Source organism: Paenibacillus sp. SN-8-1 (assembly GCF_050995535.1).
Lineage (GTDB): Bacteria > Bacillota > Bacilli > Paenibacillales > Paenibacillaceae > Fontibacillus.
The window spans coordinates 2644578-2665000 of record NZ_CP194782.1; the positions used below are offsets into that span (position 1 = coordinate 2644578).

The following is a 20423-nucleotide window of genomic DNA, read 5'->3' on the forward strand; positions in this document are numbered from 1 at the left end:
TACTTCCTCTCACAATATGCAAGCAATAAGCGGTTGGAACAGGCCTCTTGATCATACGTAACACCCGGCAGCAACGCTGCCGGGTGTTATTAAGATAATTATCTTATTTCCATTCCATGATCTGGAGGATCCATATCGTTGTTCTGTTTATTCTTCTTTCTCTTACCACGAATCAGATTCCATAGGAAACCGATACCGGCCACAATAACAATCCATCCTTTCTTTAGCAGGACCAAGAGCAAAGCAAGAAGGCCAGTCTTCTTGGCTACGAAAATACCTGCACCGCCCAGAACCAACCCGGTAAGTCCGTACTCGGCAGTCTTGTCCGTTGATTTATCATAATCCTCGTAACGCTGGCCAGGTTTCATGGTTAAGGTCGGAAGGATTTGACTCTCTACCACGGATTCTGCTCCTGAGAGCATACTTGGATCACAGGCCAATATTGCAGAGATGAACCCTTCACGGGTCAATAGCCGAATCTCCTGGTTAACCAACTGTTCATTATTAGGCGTATGCATAAGAAGTGACCAAGTTAAGCTATGTAAGTTTTCATCATAATGAGGCGGGGTCTCCCACTTATCTACGAATAAATGATTTTCAGCAACCTTCTTCTTGTTAGCTTCTTCAGTCCCATCCTTGTAGCTTTGGAGAAGACTATCTGCATCGATTTCATCCTTCTCATCATCCGCCACGTGCCCAGGCTCTTCATAATCGAAATACAGGACCCAGCTTTCGTCGTCCGGAATAATTGAGCCAATTTCCCTGCCAGTAACCAAATCCCCAATTTGAGTAACAAATTTTTGCGTATTCTCTTTATCCAAGAAATTAAACCCTTGATTCAATTTCAATTCAGCCAGATTGCTCCCAAGATCTATCCTCTGGCCACTTCCGACAGTATAGTCAAAATTCGGTGTGCTGCCTGCTTCTTCTGCACTAACTTGATGTGGAAGACTTAATCCAATGAGCATAGTAACTGCGATCATGGCCGCTCCAAGCCTTGGTATTATCCCTTTTCTCCCCTTCAAAACTGCACCTTACCTTTCATAAATAATTCAAATTTAGGATATCAAAGGATAGCATATACCAATATTAACCTATCCGACAACGGATAACTCATGTTTTTTTCGGAATTTTGATCAAATAGACCTACACAACAAACTCTTTCAACAGGAATGCGTAGTTCCATTAACCTAACGATATGATAATTTCCAATACCTATCTTCAACAAAAAAAACCGCTCATTTTTCAGAGCGGATATCAAAAAATTATATTATTTACTATATAAGTTGAACTAATGATTTACATGCTAGTCAGCCGTATGAAATGTTCCTACGATCGCTGTTGTTCTCAGACTTCTTAATTGAATTTTTATAGGTAGAAGTCTGATCACAAAGGCGAACGCTCCGCTTCTCCAGAATCATTTCACACTCTTGGCTATAGTAATTTTTAAATTCAACTTATATAAGTCCATTAGGGGACTAGGTCTTTAAAGAACTCTTCGCATGGTTAAAATTACGCCATGCCAATAACCTGAATCAAGCGGGCTGATCTGAACCCCAGGGCCACCCCAGGTATGAATAAACTTTCCATCCCCGATATAGATTCCCACGTGTCCGGGAATGCGATCATTCTGAAACCGACCAGGCACTGTAAAGAAAATTAGATCCCCTGCTTTGAGTTCGCTTCGTCCAACGGCAGTTCCTTCCTTGGCCTGTTCACTGGATACCCTTGGCAGATCTACATTGAAATGCTTGAACACATATTGGGTGAATGAGGAACAGTCGAAAGTCCTCGAATTCGTGTACACATCCGCTCCGAACTCGTATCTAACACCAAGAAACTTCTTAGCATAAACAACCAGCTCTTGAGTGTCAACGGAACTCAGGGTCTTGAACCCATCAGACCGATGCCCCTGGGCTCCTCCTGTCTCTTGAACGGGCAGCTTGGAGATTTCGAGCCTCCCTGTCTGATTGTTCCAGACAGTCTTTGTCCCAAGCAGTGTGGAGAGATCGGCAAGACTTACACAGAGCTGATTCTCCCTGCGAACGGGTCGATCTTTAAGCGTTACTTTTTTCCCACTGGATATCGCTGTGCTTTGATCAGTATATACTTCGTAGACTGGATCACTAAATCCAATTAGAGCAGCATCACCAAGATCTTTATATTTCAGACCCAAGGTATTTGCTGCCACGCGTAATGGAATCCAGGTCATTCCACCGGCATCTCTATACATATTCTTCTTTATGACTGAAGCCTTTGAATTTTGTAGTGCTTGTGATTTCAAATTTGAAGAATCCTGTCTCCCTGTGCTGCAGGATGTACTGAGGATAACAAGAGTTCCGACTATGAACCACTTCGGTAATCTCCAATATTGATGACTAGTCATGGTTGATGAGATCTCCATTCTTCATAATAGTTATTTGAAGTATGCGGAGATATCCTGATTTTATGTATTTTAAAGATATTTATTTGATTCCTTTTGAATCAGACAGCAAAAAGCCTTATTTCTAAGGCTTTTTGCAACTATTATCTATAATTGCAGGGCTCTATTTATATTGTTGGCTGATTGCGTACCCACGCCATAGCCACAGTACCTTCACCGGCAAGTATACCTACTACAGGAATAAATGTCATAATTTCTGTTCTGAGTCCCAGATCAAGATTAATCAGTTCCCGTTCCAGCTCCTGGGCTTCTGCAAGATTATTAACATGCATAATACATACCTCTTTGATCTTCCCGATATCCTTCCTCAGATGCTCAATCATTCTTTGCTTCGTTTTCTTGAAGGTTCTAATCTTATCCTCCACCAGAACCTTTCCCTTCTCAAACTTTAATAACAGATGAATCTTGAGAAGCTGACTTACGAGGAGCTGAGTTCCGGTTACCCTTCCGCTGCGATGCAGCCTTTGAAGACTAGCAGGTATCACATAAAATACAAGATTTTGAGCCATGCGCTCTATTCTTTCTTTAATTTCCTGAACTGTCATCCCGTCTTTATGCCACTTAATCCCGCTTAGGATCATTTCTCTTAACGGGAAAGCTCCAGCTTGTGAATCGATTCCGGTTACTTTAACCTCCGCCATTTCCGCAGCTTGCAACGAAGTATTGATTGTTCCACTGAGCTCAGAAGAACAGTGGATCGCGATAATTTCATCATACTCATCCTTTAAAGATTCATACAGCTGGACAAACTCTCCAATTGGAGGCTGTGAACTTCCTGCTTTCTCTTGATCTCTTAATTGCTCATAGAATTGTTCGGCTGTGATATCTACACTCTCCCTATAACACTCATCACCCAGCATTAAACGCAGTGGAACAATATATATATGATTCTCCTTGGCAAAAATGGGATCTATGGTGCAGGTACTGTCGGTAACCCATGCAATGGATTTTTTCAAAAATTCATAACCTCTCTTCTATGATGTTTATACTCACTTTTTAGACTATACGACATATATTAAATCAAAATATAAAGCTTTACGACACATTGATTCCAAAGGCCTATGAATTTAGATAGAAATTGTGACGAAATTAAAATTATACACTTCATTTAACTTAATTTTTCATCTGAAAGTTGGATCAAGGAGTAGGAGAACAGAATCATATTCATTATATCTGAAAGGTGGGCAAATAACTTTAAAAATAAAACTTAGGCAGGATTTACTACATCATAAGGAGAGAGCTATCATGAAATTAAAATTCATCCGTCCTATGTATTTGCTCATTGCCGCCATGCTCCTGACCTTCACATTGGGAGGTTCCCCATTGACTTCAGTTAATGCTGCTACAACAACCCAGAAAGCATCTTGGTTATGGGATACGACACTAATTAAGAAGTCCGGATCAACTGTTCTTAACTTTTACAAGAATCAGAGTGTGAACGTAATCTATTTACAGATTAACCGAAATATTAACATCTCGTACTACAAGACCTTTATTCGACAAGCTGCCGCTCAGGGAATTGAGGTACATGCACTGGACGGTAACTCTACCTGGGCACTTACATCACAGCGGACTCAGTTGACTACACTGCTCAAATGGATAGAGAACTACCAGGCTTCTGCCGCTGAAAATGAGAAATTCAAAGGTATTCATTTCGATATCGAGCCTTATCTGCTGCCGGACTGGAATACGAACCAAAAGTCTATTGTTTCCCAGTGGCAAAGCAATGTTCTGTATATGGTTCAAAGAGCCAATGATCTAAAATTGCCTATTGCCGCAGATCTTCCTTTCTGGCTGCACACAATTAAAGTTCCAGATGGGACCTCAACACTCAGCAGCTGGATGCTTAAGCAGTACAACTCTGTAACTCTTATGTCCTACCGTGATACAAGTAACGGTATCTTCAACGCTGCTAAAGCAATTCTTGAAGAAGGAGCAGCCCTAAATAAGAAAGTATTCACAGGAGTTGAGACCAACAATACTTCTGAAGGCAGTACCATTTCCTTTTATGAGGAAGGTGCCGCCTATATGAACCAGGAGCTTGATAAGCTTGTTCTTCTCACATCGGGCTACGCCTCGTTTGGCGGCATTGCCGTTCATGACTATTTAGGCTGGAAGGCACTAGTTGAACGTTAATCTTTAAATTAATCGTCTTGACTATAATATAAGGCTGAGGAATCGAGTTCTTTCCAAGTGAAAGGCTCGGTTTTTTTTGGCTTAAAAGGACGATATACGGAGATTGTTGTTGGTAGAGGATCGCTCTATGATAGCGATACACATCTTATATGACCCCAACAGAATATCAGAAAAAAGGAGGCGGCTTTATATGCTGCAGGCCAGACCGACGTTTAAGAAGTTGCTGTCAGTCACCCAGCTCTTGAAACTTGTTGTCGTCCTTTCCCTTATCTGTACCCTTCTCCCAATATATCTGCCTAATCTTCCTAAAACCTATGCCGAACCAGCAATCACACTTGATTCGCCTACTAATGGCTCCACTCCTTCTGACACTATTGTCCGCGTAACCGGTCGCTATTCCGAAGTCTATAACATCAGTATTGTCATCAATGGAACCCGCCAAGAGGATGTTCACATGGAAGATGACGCCTCTGGAACAGAGTCCGGCACCTGGTATTACGACTTGGACACCTCAAGCTACGACGGTGCGATTGAGATTGCAGCCGGGGGTCAGCGGCCGGATACACGATACGGAATATCTACCCCATTCGTCACCTTCAATGTCGACCATCCCGAAGCGAACAAACCTACTGTTGAAATTGTCAGTCCTGAAGACGGAAGTTATTTAACTGGACTTCAATTGATTAAGGTCAAGGCAACCGGACGTAACCCGCTCAGTTCGGTACAAATAAGAATTAATGGGAGCGGGTGGAAAAACACGGTCTTGAAAGGCAATCTTTATGAATACGCTTACAGTCCAGTTCTGAAAGGCGATCAGACTTTAAGCATTGAAGCCAGAGCAACGGACGATCATAATAATATCGGCAAAAGCTCGACCAAGTACGTATATACCGGTCAAGGTATACACGAGCCAGTCATCGTGGAAAAACAAGATCGTGCCATGTGGCTATGGGAAAAGGCTGCCTACAATCTGATTCTGAATCCCGGTTCCAGAACCGCACTTGAACAGTTCACCAGTGACACGACGACCTTCAACTCTGGTGCCATCACCACGATTTATATGGGTGTGTTCCCTCATGAAGGTGTAGATATGCTGGAAGATAAGCGAAAGGAAGTTCGCAAGTTCTTGAAGTGGGCTCATGAACACGGGTTGAAAATTCAGGCCTGTATAGCCGGTGGAACAGTTCCTCCGTATTATGGCAGCTACAAGAGATACAATAAGTACGCAATCAATGAGATTGAGAAGGTCATTAACTTCAATCTTTCTTCCCAGCCAGATGAGCGCTTTGACGGGGTGAATGTCGATGTGGAGCCATATATTCTCGGAGAGTTCGGCTCTTCTAAGCCCCAGCTTCAAATCGACTATCTGGATCTGCTGCAGACGATGATGGATCGCAGAAACCTTTCAGGCTTAAACCTTCCTGTTGGCCCTGCCATTCCAAGATGGTATGACACCTCTAATGCGGCTAACGACATCACATGGCATGGGCAGACCAAGTGGATGTCCCAGCATGTCCAGGATATTACGGACTATATATCCATTATGGATTATACCGATAGCAGCAAAGGAATCATTGACGGCGCCCAAGGAGAAATCGATTATGCCAACTCCATTAACAAGCCAAACTCGGTTATCGTAGGCGTAGAAACACTAGACATTGCGAACAGCGGTGATCCGGAGACCATTACCTTCCGAGAAGAAGGACGGACGTACATGGAGAGCCAACTGGCCGCAGTGTATCAGAAGTTTAGCAATCAGCCGGGATTTGGCGGGATAGCGATGCATCACTATGATTCGATAAGATGGCTCCCGACGGAATGGGGACCTAATGCGGTATTTTGGAAGCCACAAATTCCAGATACTACCCCACCAACTCCAATCAATAAAGCGCCTGAAGCCATCACTTTTGATTATCAGACCATTAAGTTGACTTATGGCCGGGCTATTGACAACTCGGACATTGAGGAATACCGAATTTATAGAAGCACCTCTCCAAATTTCACACCTAACGCGTCCAACTACGCTGGAAAGTCCTACAACTTAGACTACACAGATGAAGGGCTGCTCCCACAAACAACCTATTATTACAGAGTCGCAGCCGTCGACATCAGCGGTAACGTCGGACCTTATAGCAGTATAACCTCCGCAACTACTGGCGAGACTCATTTAAAGCCTATGGTCATTGGTTCCATGAAAGTATCGCTGAATGCAGGCAAGATAAGAACTACCCTCAAGGTAAAAGATTACAGTACTAACGAAGAGCTATCAGCTCTTGTGTACGGGCGGTTCACCTATATGGCGGGTAAGTACGTAACTCTTAAACTAATACCTGGCACTACCGTATCCGCTGACTCGGAAGCTGTCCCTACTGCATCAGGTCAGGCCGGGTTCGCTCCGCAGCGAATCATTGCACCTGGATATTACTGGGCATCCGCTTATGATACACCACATAGTGCTACCGTAGTCTGGCCTATACAGCAGCAATCACTGCAAGCGGAAGATCCAAGTTTGGCTCCAGAACCCGTACTTGATCAAGAACCGACAATTGACCAAGAGCCTATAGAGAATCCGGAATCGCAGCCGCAAGAATTAGAACCACCCGCGGACACTAACGATCCCGTTACTGATGGTTCCAATTGAAATTAAAGATAAGACCCGGAAGCTTCTTCCGGGTCTTAATCTTACTCCATTTGTGACGCGTCTTTATCTATGATCTCAATCATTAAATACCGGTTCTTCTTCCTCTTGCGAACCGTATAACGGTAATCTCCATGCTCAAGGCTATCACCAACTGCTAATTCACTATTCTGGGCGAAGAGCCAGCCTCCTATAGTATCCCATTCGCCAGAGTCAAGCTCACTCGTGAGATGACTGCTCACTTCCGTTACAGATACCTTGCCGTTTACGGTCAAGTGCCCAGGCGCCCAAACTTTAACGTCTTCCTCTTCCTCGGTATCGAACTCGTCCCTTATTTCCCCGACAATCTGCTCAAGAATGTCTTCAATGGTTACAAGACCCGATGTCCCGCCATATTCATCAATAAGAATAGCCATATTTGTCCCGTCCTTCTGCAGACGCTTCAGCAGGGTATTCACATGGATAAATTCTGGAACAGCGATAACTGGTTGAATTAGATCAGCGACATCAAGATCGGGGTTGTCCTCATAAGCAAGGAAGAATTGCTTCGTATTAATAATCCCTATTACATTGTCCTTACTTTCTTGGACGACAGGGAATCTGGTGTACTGCTGCTCCTTGATAATTTCCAGATTCTCCTGCCGGGTCTTACCAGTATATAAACAGATCATGTCTGTTCTTGGAACCATAATATCCTTTGCCATCAGGTTATCAAACGCGAAAATTCGATTCACATAACCGAATTCTGCTTGGTTGATCTTGCCGCTCTCCAGACTTTCACTAAGAATAATCCGAAGCTCCTCTTCAGAGTGCGCCTCCTCGTGTTCCGAAGCTGGCTTCACCCCAAACAGCCTTACAAGCTGATTGGCTGATCCATTCAGGACCCAAATGAAGGGATACATAATCTTACTGAACCAAATAATAGGTCTTGCTGTTATAAGAGCGATGGACTCAGCTTTTCGAATCGCCAAGGTTTTGGGTGCCAATTCACCAACGACAACATGAAGATAAGTAATTAGAGCAAATGCAATAATTACAGACACCACGCTGCCTAGGCCCTCAGGGATGTTAAGGCTGTTAAATAATGGATGAAAAATGGCTTCCATGGTGGGTTCTCCAAGCCAACCTAGTCCCAGTGCAGTAATCGTGATACCGAGCTGACATGCGGATAAATAACCATCCAGATTATCTAGCACTTTCTTCACGGCCGTAGCATTCTTCCGGCCCTCAGCGATTAATTGATCCACTCTGCTGCTCCGTAATCGAACCACTGCAAATTCCACGGCAACAAAGAATGCCGTCAGGAAAATCAATAAAGCAATTAACACCAAATTTAAACCATACCTGTCACTTTCCACAAACATCTTCTCCTTAACTTATGTCTATTAACCATATTTGAATGTATACGAAGAAGAACCTTGCTAGGTTTCATAAAATAATTACTGCGGGTTTAACTTTGTTACCTTGACCGAATCGTAAGCATCTCCGATAACTAAATAACCGTCAGGGGAGGATTGTACTACTATTCCGCGATTCACATTTACAGTTCGTTCAATTACTGTCGTCCAGAGCACCATACCTGAGTTATTCAGACGCTGAACAAATTCTTTGGAGACGGTCCCATGCCAATCCTCATTTGCTTTGCCTGTTATTATATATCCTCCGCCTGTAGCAAGCTGAACATCATAAGCGTAACTACGATCAAGGCTGCTTTCAAGCGGATGAGTCCACAGAAGATTGCCTTGCGCATCCGTTTTCAGAATATATCCGGTCGTTAAATTTCGGATACTGTTCAATGGATTCGGGTGATTGAAGAACCCGGTAATCACATAACCACCATCCATATCTTGAACAAGAGCGGTATTCCATAAATTCTCATTATCTGCTGAAGGTGCAAGGGCTTTTTCCCATTCCAGCTTGCTGGTGCTGCTGAATTTGGCCAGCGAAATCTTACTGACACCAGTGCCCGCGGATGATGCCTCGCCGAGTACAACAAAGCCACCATCCTCCGTATGTCTAACCAGAGCTACAGAATCTTCCGTAGGCTTGCTCTGAGTTTTCTGCCAGATCACATTCCCGCTGCTTGACAGCTTCAGCAGAATCGGATCCCAGCCCTGTCCTTGGGCACCCGGTGTAGTTCCAGCAACGATATAACTTCCATCCCCCAGTTGATCCACAGACACTAAATAAGTATTTGCTAAAGGTAGTGTATACCCCCAGTCCTTTTTGCCCTGCTCATTAACCTTCAGAATTTCATTTCCACCTGTAGATATATACCCGCCCTCTCGGGTTTGATGAAAGGAAGCCAGGTAGGAGAGATTATACTTTGGAAAAGTCACCTTCTCTTTCTTGACTCCTCCTGAGTTAATGGAGCTCACTGTAATTTGATCATTTTGAAGAGAGGCCGCCAGGATTTCGTGTTCACCATGCTCATAAATCGAGTCCAGAGGCAGATCGACATCCTTATCCCATACTACCCGGGGAGTCGGCTGTTTCAGACTATCTGCCGATACGAAGGATCCGACTGAGAAGGTGAGGGTTAAGGCAATGACTGAATAGATCACAATCCGAATTTTTTTATTTGCGAAAGTTCTACTACTCATTATTATTTCTCCTCCTTCAATTAATATGTCTATCCATTCTCATTATGTTTCGCCACGATCATTAAGAACAAGCGGACAAAGGCTTACTTGAAGAGGAAATTTTTCTTTCATGTGATTACTATTGACCTAGTCCTGAAATAACAAGGCTCCCCAAGATGGTACATTCCATCTTAGGGAGCCTACGTTTATTATTCGCTTAATAAGCCTTCATTGGCTGCATTCTGTTCTCCGTCAAGCCAGCTTCGGATCATGGACAGCAGCTGCGCGCTATTCACCGGCTTCGTAATGTAGTCCGACGCTCCTGCTTCCAGACATTCTTCCCAGTCTCCCTTCATCGCTTTTGCGGTTAGGGCAATAATCGGGAGATCCTTGAACTGTTCCTTCTTACGAATAGCCCTTGTGGTCTCATAACCATCCATAACCGGCATCATGATATCCATTAGGACAATCTCGATATCCGGGGTTTCCTCCAGGATTCGGATAGCCTCCTGACCGTTCTCCGCAGGAATAACCTTCATATTGTGCCGTTCCAGAATAGTCATAAGCGCAAATATATTACGCACATCATCATCAACGACGAGCACCTTCTTATATTTGATCATTTCATCAGACTGATGAAGCTTAACAAGCTTCTCCCGGCTATCAGTCGGCAGATCCTCCGTGCGACGATGAAGGAATAGACTGGTCTCATCCATGACCTGGTTGGAAGTCTTCACTTCTTTGATCACAGCGGTCTTGATGAGCTCCTCCAATTCGTTCTCTTCCTCACTGTCCCACTTTCTGCTGCGATGCAGAACGATAGGAACATGCTTATTCTGCGGGTTCTTGTACATTTCCCGAATGAGAGACAAAGCGTCCATATCAGCCAAGTTATTATCGATCAGCACACAATCAAACTCTTTAGTTTTCAGCTGATTCAATGCCTTTCTCGAAGTATCAACAGCAGTAATCTTCAGGTCCTTGTTGTTGATCATTTGAACAAATTCCTTACGAGGCTGCTCTTCATGTACAACAACCAGTAGCGTATGAATATTCTTATCCGCAAAGGCATTAAGCTCATCGAGCGTGCTGTCCAGTTCCTCATTGGTAACCGGTTTGCACAAATATCCATGAACACCCTTCTGCTTCAGTTCAAACTGGTCTTCCTCAACGGTAATCACGCATACAGGAATATGCCGAACGTCCATATCATTCTTCAGATGTTCAATCACAAGCCAGCCGTCCGTATCTTTCAAACGCAGATCCAAGGTAATTGCAGCAGGCTTATACTTTCTTGCGAGCTCCAGCGCGTTCGAGCCCTTGGTTGTAATTACCGCCTTGATTCCTTTTCGGTGAAGGGCATCAAGCAGGATCTCATTGAACTTGAGATCATCCTCAATGATCAGGAAGACCCGGTCATCTGGCCCAATATTATCCCTGTCATCCTTCACCTCACTGCGTGAAATGAAGCGATGGGCCTCTGGAGGGGCTACATCAATTACCTCAGGGACGTATTTCGGTGTATGTTCAGATTCCGGCGCATCAGCATCTACAGGAAGATATAAATTAAAAATACTTCCCTTATTCAGCACACTGTACAGCGTAATCTCTCCTCCAAGCATCGCTGCGATTTCACGGGAGATTGCAAGACCCAGGCCGGTTCCGCCATATTCGCGATTCGTACTTCCATCAGCTTGCTGGAAGGCTTCAAAAATAATATTCTGCTTGTCGTCCGCAATCCCGATTCCGGTATCACTTACCGAGAAGCACAGAACCATCCTAGCTTCGTTCAGCGTCTCGTTATCTTCGCTCCAGCCGTCCAGTGCCTTACGCAGGTGAAGTGAAATTTGACCCTTCTCGGTGAACTTGAAGGCGTTCGACAACAGGTTTTTGAGAATTTGCTGCAGTCTCTTTTGATCCGTAACAATTCTTTGTGGAACATCCGAATCCGTTTTGAGCGTGAAATCAAGCTCTTTGTCTCCAATTAATGGGCGGAATGCACGGTTCAAGCCCTCAAGCAGATCGACAAGTGAGACCTCGCTAAGATCTGCCGAAGCCGTCCCTGATTCGATTTTGGACAGATCAAGAATATCATTAATCAGGTTCAGCAGATCAAGTCCGGAGTCCTGAATCGTCTTCGCATATTTCACCTGGTTGTCTGAGAGATTCTCATCCGGATTCTCTGCGAGCTGCTCCGCGAGCAGCAGAAGTGAATTCAGTGGTGTGCGAAGTTCGTGTGACATGTTGGCCAGGAACTCGGATTTGTATCGCGAAGTCAGCGCCAGCTGTTCCGCCTTCTCTTCCAGGAAGCGCTTAGCGACTTCCACTTCATTATTCTTGCTTTCGACCTCAGCCTTCTGAATGACTAGAAGTTTGGCTTTATCCTCAAGCTCTTCATTCGTATTCTTAAGCTCCATTTGCTGCTTTTGCAGTTCTTCCGTGAGGGATTGTGACTGCATAAGCAGCTCTTCCGTACGCTGATTCGCCTGCATGGTATTAATAACGATACCGATAGACTCTGTCAATTGATCCAGGAAGGCGAGGTCAATTTCATTGAACTGCCGGAATGAAGCAAGCTCAAGCACTGCCAAGACCTGATCTTCAAAAATAATCGGCAGAAGCACAATGTTCAGCGGGGTAGCCTCACCAAGTCCTGAGGAAATCATCACATAATCTCCAGGTACATTGGTCAGTAGAATCCGCTGTTTCTCAATAAGACATTGCCCCACTAAGCCTTGCCCGGCACGGAACTCATTAGAAAGGTGTTTACGCTGCTGATAAGCATAGCTTGCGAACAGCTCAAGCACAGGTTCTCCATTGACCGGTTCGTTAATATAGAACACACCATGCTGCATCGATACCAATGGAGCAAGCTCGGACAGGATCATCCGGCTGACCGCATATAGATCACGCTGACCCTGAAGGAGACGCGAGAACTTCGCAAGGTTGGTCTTCAGCCAATCCTGCTCTGTGTTAATCCGGGTAGTTTCCTTCAGATTGCGAATCATTTCATTCACATTGTCTTTAAGCGCGGCAACTTCACCGGCAGCGGCTACATCAATGGTACGAGATAGGTCCCCTTTGGTTACTGCGGTTGCTACGTTCGTGATCGCACGTACCTGTGTCGTGAGCGTACTCGCCATATAGTTAACGTTATCGGTAAGATCACGCCACGTTCCTGCCGCGCCCGGTACACTAGCTTGTCCGCCCAGCTTACCTTCCGCTCCTACTTCCCTTGCTACTGTGGTTACCTGATCGGCAAATGTTGCAAGAGTATCAATCATATTATTAATCGTGTCGGTCAGTTCGGCGATTTCACCCTTGGCCTCCACGGTTAACTTTTGCTTCAAATTCCCGTTTGCGACAGCCGTTACGACTTTAGCGATTCCCCGTACCTGATCGGTCAGATTCGTCGCCATAATATTTACGTTATCCGTAAGATCCTTCCAGATTCCGCCTACTCCGCGAACTTGAGCCTGGCCACCCAGCTTACCATCAGTACCTACTTCAGAAGCCACACGAGTAACCTCGGAGGCAAATGAATTGAGCTGATCCACCATCGTATTGATTGTGTTCTTCAGCTCAAGAAGCTCCCCTTTAACGTCCACCGTGATCTTCTTGGACAGGTCGCCGTTCGCAACGGCCGTCGTTACTCCGGCAATATTACGCATCTGAATCGTCAGGTTGCTCGCCATGTAGTTAACCGTATCCGTCAAGTCTTTCCAGGTTCCCGATACATCCTTCACTTCGGCCTGGGCGCCCAGCTTTCCTTCCGTTCCGACTTCACGCGCAACACGGGTTACCTCGGAGGCAAAATTACTGAGCTGATCCACCATCGTATTCATGGTATTCTTAAGCTCAAGAATTTCCCCTTTAACATCTACGGTGATCTTCTTCGAGAGATCCCCTTTGGCGACCGCGGTAGTCACGTCCGCAATGTTACGCACCTGGTCGGTCAGATTCCGGGCCATGCTGTTAACCCCTTCAGTCAGATCCTTCCAGGTTCCGCCTACTCCCTTAACCTGAGCCTGACCGCCGAGCTTTCCTTCCGTACCAACCTCGTTGGCCACGCGCGTTACCTCGGAAGCGAAGGTTGAGAGCTGATCCACCATCGTATTGATCGTGATTTTAAGCTCTAGAATCTCACCTTGAACATCGGCTGTAATCTTCTTGGACAGATCCCCGTTCGCGACCGCAGTTGTAACGACGGCGATATTGCGCACCTGATTCGTCAGGTTGCTCGCCATATAGTTAACACTCTCCGTTAGATCACGCCATGTTCCTGCTACACCTTTTACCTGGGCTTGGCCTCCCAGCATCCCGAGCGTTCCTACCTCACGAGCTACACGGGTTACCTCGGAGGCAAAAGTCGAGAGCTGATCCACCATCGTATTGATCGTGTTCTTAAGCTCCAGAATCTCACCTTTGGCATTCACGGTAATATGCTTGGAAAGGTCCCCCTTCGCTACTGCCGTAGTCACCTCTGCGATATTACGCACCTGATCCGTAAGTGTACCGGCCATGAAATTAACGCTGTCCGTTAAGTCCTTCCACGTTCCCGATACGTCCTTAACATCTGCTTGGCCACCCAGCTTACCCTCCGTTGATACCTCTCTGGCGACACGTGTAACCTCGGAAGCGAAGTTGCTGAGCTGATCCACCATGATGTTGATCGTACTCTTGAGCTGCAGGATTTCACCTTTGGCATCAACCGTAATTTTCTTGGACAGATCCCCTTGCGCTACTGCTGTTGTCACTTCGGCGATATTACGCACCTGGTTCGTCAGATTGCTCGCCATATAGTTAACGCTTTCCGTCAAATCGCGCCATGTTCCAGCAACCCCGCTAACCTCAGCCTGACCTCCCAAAATCCCCTCGGTGCCTACTTCACGGGCCATACGGGTTACCTCTGAGGCAAAGGTTGAAAGCTGATCCACCATCGTATTAATCGTAATTTTGAGCTCAAGAATTTCCCCTTGAACGTCAGCTGTTATTTTCTTCGATAGATCCCCGTTCGCCACCGCAGTCGTTACCACCGCGATATTACGCACCTGATCGGTAAGATTGGAGGCCATATCATTAACGCTTTCCGTAAGATCTCTCCATGTGCCCGAGACATCCTTAACGTTAGCCTGCCCGCCCAGCTTACCTTCGGTTCCTACCTCACGGGCCATACGGGTTACCTCTGAGGCAAAAGTAGAGAGCTGATCCACCATCGTATTAATCGTGTCCTTAAGCTCCAGGATTTCTCCCTTAGCATTAACCGTGATCTGCTTCGACAGATCTCCTTTCGCAACGGCTGTGGTCACAGCTGCGATATTACGCACCTGATCCGTCAAGTTCGTCGCCATGTTATTAACGCTGTCAGTGAGATCTTTCCAAGTACCTGAAACTCCTTTCACATCCGCCTGACCGCCAAGGATACCTTCTGTACCTACTTCTCGCGCCACACGGGTAACCTCTGAGGCAAACGTGCTTAGCTGAGTTACCATCATGTTGATATTGGTAGCTGTCCGCTGGAATTCCCCGGTTAGTGGTCTGCCTTCAAATTCAAGATCCACTTTCTGAGAGAGATCCCCCTGAGCTACTGCATTGATAACACGTACCATTTCACTCGTAGGCTGAATCAGATCAGCGACGAGGCCATTGATCGATTCAGATACGATTTCCCACTGGCCCCCTGTGTTTTTGTGCGTGAAACGCCGTGTTGACTTACCTTCCTTACCTACTACCTTGGCTACAGTTTGAACCTCGGTCACGAGGCTTTCCTGCATATCCATAATTTCATTAAATGTATCAGCTACTTTGCCGGCGATGCCTGTGTGATCGTAAGGCATACGGTATGAGAAATCTCCCTTTTTTAAAGCCATTAAAGCATTTAACAACTCCCCGGTATTTACCTGGTCATGGGATGATCGTTTGGGTTCTTCATGTTCTGACATGATCCAATTTCCTCTCCGACATTTTTTTGTTTTTCTCGAAATTTAATAGATATATGAATTGTTCCAAAGAATGCCTGATAATTCCTAGCCCAGCAATCGGTTGTCTTCATCCAAATGCTCGCTTCTTTAGCTCATTTCATATAAACATGGTCTATCATATTTTACTATGAAGTGGGATGCGCTGTCATTGGTTGCTAAGGCAATAATATACGCAAAAACTCGACATTCTTCACCTTTCTTCTACATTTCCCTCCAAAAAGGAGTCTTAGCATCACAAAAAAGCGAGCACTACCAATTTCAGTGTGCCCGCTTCTGTAATTTGCTGACCAGATTTAATCCTGCAGCTCAAGCCCCTTGGTTTCTTTGCCGAGGAACAACACGGCTGCTGCTCCCACAATAATGGTCACAAAGAAAAATGCAAATATCCTGTCTATGTGGACCCCAGCTCCGACCCAGCCTCCAACTAACAGCGGCCCAATAACTCCCCCAATGCGTCCAATAGAAGTAGCTAGTCCTACTCCAGTAGAACGAATCCGGGTAGGATACAGCTCTGGACTATAGGCATACAGTCCGCCCCATGCTCCAAGATTGAAGAATGACAAACAGATTCCCGCTGCAAGCAGCATGCCTTCCGAGGTAGAGTATCCAAACCAGATAGCGCTAAGAGCGGTAAGTACCAAATAACCTACAAGAACGAATTTACGGCCAAATTTCTCAATGAAATAAGCTGCTGTGAAATAACCTGGAAGCTGCGCAACCGTCATGATCAACACATATTCAAAACTCTTGATTAAGCTGTAACCCTTCATCATCATTACATTGGGAAGCCATAAGAACATGCCGTAATAAGACAGCACCACCGTGAACCACAGAATCCACAGCATGATCGTAGATCTACGGTTCCCCGCAGACCAGACCAGCTTCATTTTCTCGCCGAAGCCAGGTCTTCTCTCGGACTTCATCTTCTCAAACCGCGGCGAATCATCAATGGCCCGCCGAAGATATATCGCATACAGAGCCGGTAGAGCTCCGATAACAAAAGCGGCCTGCCAACCATAATGAGGAATCACGAAATAAGAAATAAGCGCGGAGAGTATCCATCCCGCCGCCCAGAAGCTTTCAAGCAGTACCACCGCTCTTCCTCTCTCCTGAACTGGCATCGTTTCGGATACTAGTGTTGACGCAACCGGCAGTTCTCCACCCAACCCTACTCCAGATACAAACCTAAGCACACAGAGCATAGTGAAGCTTGCGGCAAGTGCCGACAGTCCACTGGCTGCCGAGAAAATAAGAAGCGTCCACAGCAGGATATTCTTACGGCCATAGCGATCAGCAAAATATCCGGCCAATGCAGCTCCCAGTACCATTCCAACTGAATTAATACTTCCAAGAAGCCCCACTTGTCCAGGTGACAAGTCCCACTCCACTTTCAATGCAGCAATAATAAAAGACAGAATTCCAACATCCATCGCATCGAACATCCAGCTGAGTCCCGCACTGAACAGTAGCTTCCGGTGTTTTGGGCTCTGCAATACACTCAGGTTATTCATATTGTATGTACTCCCTCCGCCGACTCCTATTGACCGGCTTCATCCTTTTGTGACTATATTCTACCCCACTTACTATTGAACATCTACAACCATGTGAAAAAAATTGCTTATGTACACTAGAAAATAACCCTTTTTCGCAAAGTCTAGTAACATAGCACAGTCTAAAACATTTCCAATCACATTTAATATATTAACTGGAACTGAGGAGGTGACTTTCAAATGGCTAAACGCCCTGCTCGTGCAGTCCGTAAAGGAACGGGCCGAAAGCTTGATGTTTCCAAGTACAGCAAACTCCTGAAACCTACACAAAGATTGCGCCGATTAACGATTATTTGGACTAATTCCTCCGGTAATCCCTATAACACCTCCGGCTTCTTCGCTACCGTAAGCACAACCTCTGGTAGATTAATCCAGACTGCAAGATTTGACGGCTTTGGTGTTGTCGTATTTTCTCGAGTTTCTACACCTACCACTCGAGACCTAATCGTACGAACCTACTCCAGTAATGGCACACTATATACTGTAACTACAGTACCTGAGGATAATGCGGCCTATGTAATCATTTCCTAACACTCAATCTCGGTCAATGGTATTTGAATTTCTGAAAACAAACTTAGAGGAGTGATTTGAGAATGGCTAAACGCCCTGCTCGTGCAGTCCGTAAAGGAACGGGTCGAAAACTTGATGTTTCCAAGTACAGTAAACTCCTGAAACCTACACAAAGATTGCGCAGATTAACGCTCGTATGGACTAATTCTTTGGGTAATCCTTACAACACATCTGGCTTCTTCGCTACCGTAAGCACAACTTCTGGTCGATTGATCCAGACTGCTAGATTTGACGGCTTTGGTGTAGTTGTATTTTCCCGAGTTTCTACACCTACCTTACGTGACCTCATCGTACGGACCTATTCCAGCAATGGTACACTGTATACTGTTACCACTGTACCTGCGGATAATGCGGCATACGTAATCATTTCCTAACACTTCAGGCGGCGATAATTCGGATCTCCCCCCAATTTTATAGAATGTGATATCTAAGAATTCATAATATTGGATCGGTAAGCTACAAGTGACTAATATACATGGATTCCTCCTTGATCCAACTATGAAGCCAAAACTAAATATAGCAATCCACTAAGATTATACATGGCATTGTTTGAGCCTGAATCCAATATTCCAAGGTCCAATCTCATATGGAATGCAAAGCAAAAAAAGCCATTGCTAGGTATTCTAGCAATGGCTTTCATATTGCTTGGCGGCGTCCTACTCTCCCAGGACCCTGCGGTCCAAGTACCATCGGCGCTGGAGGGCTTAACGGTCGTGTTCGGGATGGGTACGTGTGGAACCCCTCCGCCATCGCCACCAAACATAATTCTTGAAGCATTCGCTTCTCGAAATCGCGATAACTCCTACTAGGATAAGCTAGTAGCAACATATAACTCAGGTTTCAGCATCGCCAAATGCTGAAAGCTTATTCATTCTGTTAGAAGACTCGCTTCTTCACAGCGTTGAAGTTTTCTCCCTGAAAACTAGATACGAAACGAACTTGCGTGTTAGATTGTAGCTTTCCCCGTTGTTCTCGGGAATTTATATTGGATAAGCCCTCGACCGATTAGTACTGGTCAGCTCCATGCATTACTGCACTTCCACCCCCAGCCTATCTACCTCGTCGTCTTCAAGGGGTCTTACATACTGGGAAATCTCATCTTGAGGGGGGCTTCACGCTTAGATGCTTTCAGCGCTTATCCCTTCCGCACTTAGCTACCCAGCTGTGCTCCTGGCGGAACAACTGGTGCACCAGCGGTGCGTCCATCCCGGTCCTCTCGTACTAAGGACAGCTCCTCTCAAATTTCCTACGCCCACGACAGATAGGGACCGAACTGTCTCACGACGTTCTGAACCCAGCTCGCGTACCGCTTTAATGGGCGAACAGCCCAACCCTTGGGACCTACTTCAGCCCCAGGATGCGATGAGCCGACATCGAGGTGCCAAACCTCCCCGTCGATGTGGACTCTTGGGGGAGATAAGCCTGTTATCCCCAGGGTAGCTTTTATCCGTTGAGCGATGGCCCTTCCATGCGGTACCACCGGATCACTAAGCCCGACTTTCGTCCCTGCTCGACTTGTCAGTCTCGCAGTCAAGCTCCCTTATGCCTTTGCACTCTTCGAATGATTTCCAACCATTCTGAGGGAACCTTGGGGCGCCTCCGTTACTCTTTAGGAGGCGACCGCCCCAGTCAAACTGCCCACCTGACACTGTCCCCATACCGGTTCACGGTACCAGGTTAGAACTCCGATACGATCAGGGTGGTATCCCAACGTTGCCTCCACAGAAGCTGGCGCTCCTGCTTCTTAGGCTCCCACCTATCCTGTACAAATCGTATCAAAGTCCAATATCAAGCTGCAGTAAAGCTCCATGGGGTCTTTCCGTCTTGTCGCGGGTAACCTGCATCTTCACAGGTATTAAAATTTCACCGGATCTCTCGTTGAGACAGCGCCCAAGTCGTTACGCCATTCGTGCGGGTCAGAATTTACCTGACAAGGAATTTCGCTACCTTAGGACCGTTATAGTTACGGCCGCCGTTTACTGGGGCTTCGGTTCATAGCTTCGGGTTACCCCTAACCACTCCCCTTAACCTTCCAGCACCGGGCAGGCGTCAGCCCGTATACTTCGCCTTGCGGCTTCGCACAGACCTGTGTTTTTGCTAAACAGTCGCTTGGGCCTTTTCACTGCGGCCCCCTCGTGCTATTCACACTACCGGGGCACCCCTTCTCCCGAAGTTACGGGGTCATTTTGCCGAGTTCCTTAACGAGAGTTCTTCCGCGCGCCTTAGAATTCTCTTCTCGCCTACCTGTGTCGGTTTGCGGTACGGGCACCTTCTCCTGACTAGAGGCTTTTCTTGGCAGTGTGAGATCATGACCTTCGCTACTGTAATTTTCACTCCCCATCACAGCCCAGCCTTAACGGTGTGCGGATTTGCCTACACACCAGCCTCACTGCTTGGACAGACATCCATCAGTCTGCGTCACTACCCTGCTGCGTCACCCCATCGCTCATAACGGATTACGGTGGTACAGGAATTAGGGCCTGTTGTCCTTCGACTACGCCTTTCGGCCTCGCCTTAGGTCCC

The 20423-nt window shown here is 46.1% G+C and carries 11 protein-coding genes and 2 rRNA genes (1 of these 13 only partly in view); 4 read left to right on the forward strand and 9 right to left on the reverse strand.

The window, feature by feature from the left end; translation table 11 throughout:
• Nucleotides 1-98: 98 nt before the first annotated feature.
• The 3 genes from ACRRNK_RS12650 to ACRRNK_RS12660 form a co-directional block, all read right to left on the reverse strand.
• Nucleotides 99-983, reverse strand: a complete 885-nt coding sequence (locus tag ACRRNK_RS12650; RefSeq protein ID WP_433943107.1) for a DUF2167 domain-containing protein — start codon at nt 981-983, stop codon at nt 99-101.
• Between the two features lie 503 nt (nt 984-1486).
• On the reverse strand, nt 1487-2233 hold the full coding sequence (locus ACRRNK_RS12655; RefSeq protein ID WP_433943108.1) for an NlpC/P60 family protein: 747 nt from the start codon (nt 2231-2233) through the stop codon (nt 1487-1489).
• A 317-nt stretch (nt 2234-2550) separates the two neighbouring features.
• Nucleotides 2551-3399 (reverse strand): DegV family protein, encoded by an 849-nt coding sequence (locus ACRRNK_RS12660; protein ID WP_433943109.1) that lies wholly within the window; start codon nt 3397-3399, stop codon nt 2551-2553.
• A 289-nt stretch (nt 3400-3688) separates the two neighbouring features.
• On the opposite strand from ACRRNK_RS12660, the gene ACRRNK_RS12665 reads away from it, so the two are divergent.
• Together ACRRNK_RS12665 and ACRRNK_RS12670 are read left to right on the forward strand one after the other, a co-directional pair.
• On the forward strand, nt 3689-4579 hold the full coding sequence (locus ACRRNK_RS12665; protein WP_433943110.1) for a hypothetical protein: 891 nt from the start codon (nt 3689-3691) through the stop codon (nt 4577-4579).
• 190 nt (nt 4580-4769) lie between these two features.
• Complete coding sequence (locus tag ACRRNK_RS12670) at nt 4770-7220, forward strand: fibronectin type III domain-containing protein (RefSeq protein WP_433943111.1); 2451 nt, start codon at nt 4770-4772, stop codon at nt 7218-7220.
• A 41-nt stretch (nt 7221-7261) separates the two neighbouring features.
• On the opposite strand, the gene ACRRNK_RS12675 is transcribed toward ACRRNK_RS12670, so the two are convergent.
• The 4 genes from ACRRNK_RS12675 to ACRRNK_RS12690 form a co-directional block, all read right to left on the reverse strand.
• Entirely contained in the window at nt 7262-8575 is a 1314-nt protein-coding gene (locus ACRRNK_RS12675; protein ID WP_433943112.1) for a hemolysin family protein, read from the reverse strand.
• An 81-nt stretch (nt 8576-8656) separates the two neighbouring features.
• On the reverse strand, nt 8657-9820 hold the full coding sequence (locus ACRRNK_RS12680; protein ID WP_433943113.1) for a hypothetical protein: 1164 nt from the start codon (nt 9818-9820) through the stop codon (nt 8657-8659).
• Between the two features lie 188 nt (nt 9821-10008).
• Nucleotides 10009-15741 (reverse strand): HAMP domain-containing protein, encoded by a 5733-nt coding sequence (locus ACRRNK_RS12685; RefSeq protein WP_433943114.1) that lies wholly within the window; start codon nt 15739-15741, stop codon nt 10009-10011.
• Between the two features lie 332 nt (nt 15742-16073).
• Nucleotides 16074-17291: an MFS transporter gene (locus ACRRNK_RS12690; RefSeq protein ID WP_433943115.1), complete on the reverse strand. Its 1218-nt coding sequence runs from the start codon at nt 17289-17291 to the stop codon at nt 16074-16076.
• A gap of 219 nt (nt 17292-17510) precedes the next feature.
• Here ACRRNK_RS12690 and ACRRNK_RS12695 point away from each other — a divergent pair, with 219 nt between their 5' ends.
• Both ACRRNK_RS12695 and ACRRNK_RS12700 read left to right on the forward strand, forming a co-directional pair.
• The gene (locus ACRRNK_RS12695; RefSeq protein ID WP_433943116.1) at nt 17511-17861 is read left to right on the forward strand and encodes a hypothetical protein; all 351 of its coding nucleotides are present in this window, start codon (nt 17511-17513) and stop codon (nt 17859-17861) included.
• 62 nt (nt 17862-17923) lie between these two features.
• Nucleotides 17924-18274 carry a hypothetical protein gene (locus ACRRNK_RS12700; protein ID WP_433943117.1) on the forward strand — a complete coding sequence of 117 codons (351 nt, stop codon included), beginning with the start codon at nt 17924-17926 and terminating at the stop codon, nt 18272-18274.
• A 269-nt stretch (nt 18275-18543) separates the two neighbouring features.
• Here ACRRNK_RS12700 and rrf read toward each other — a convergent pair.
• Nucleotides 18544-18660, reverse strand: a 5S ribosomal RNA gene (gene rrf / locus ACRRNK_RS12705).
• A gap of 225 nt (nt 18661-18885) precedes the next feature.
• Nucleotides 18886-20423: ribosomal RNA gene (locus ACRRNK_RS12710) — 23S ribosomal RNA — on the reverse strand (it continues 1514 nt past the right edge of the window).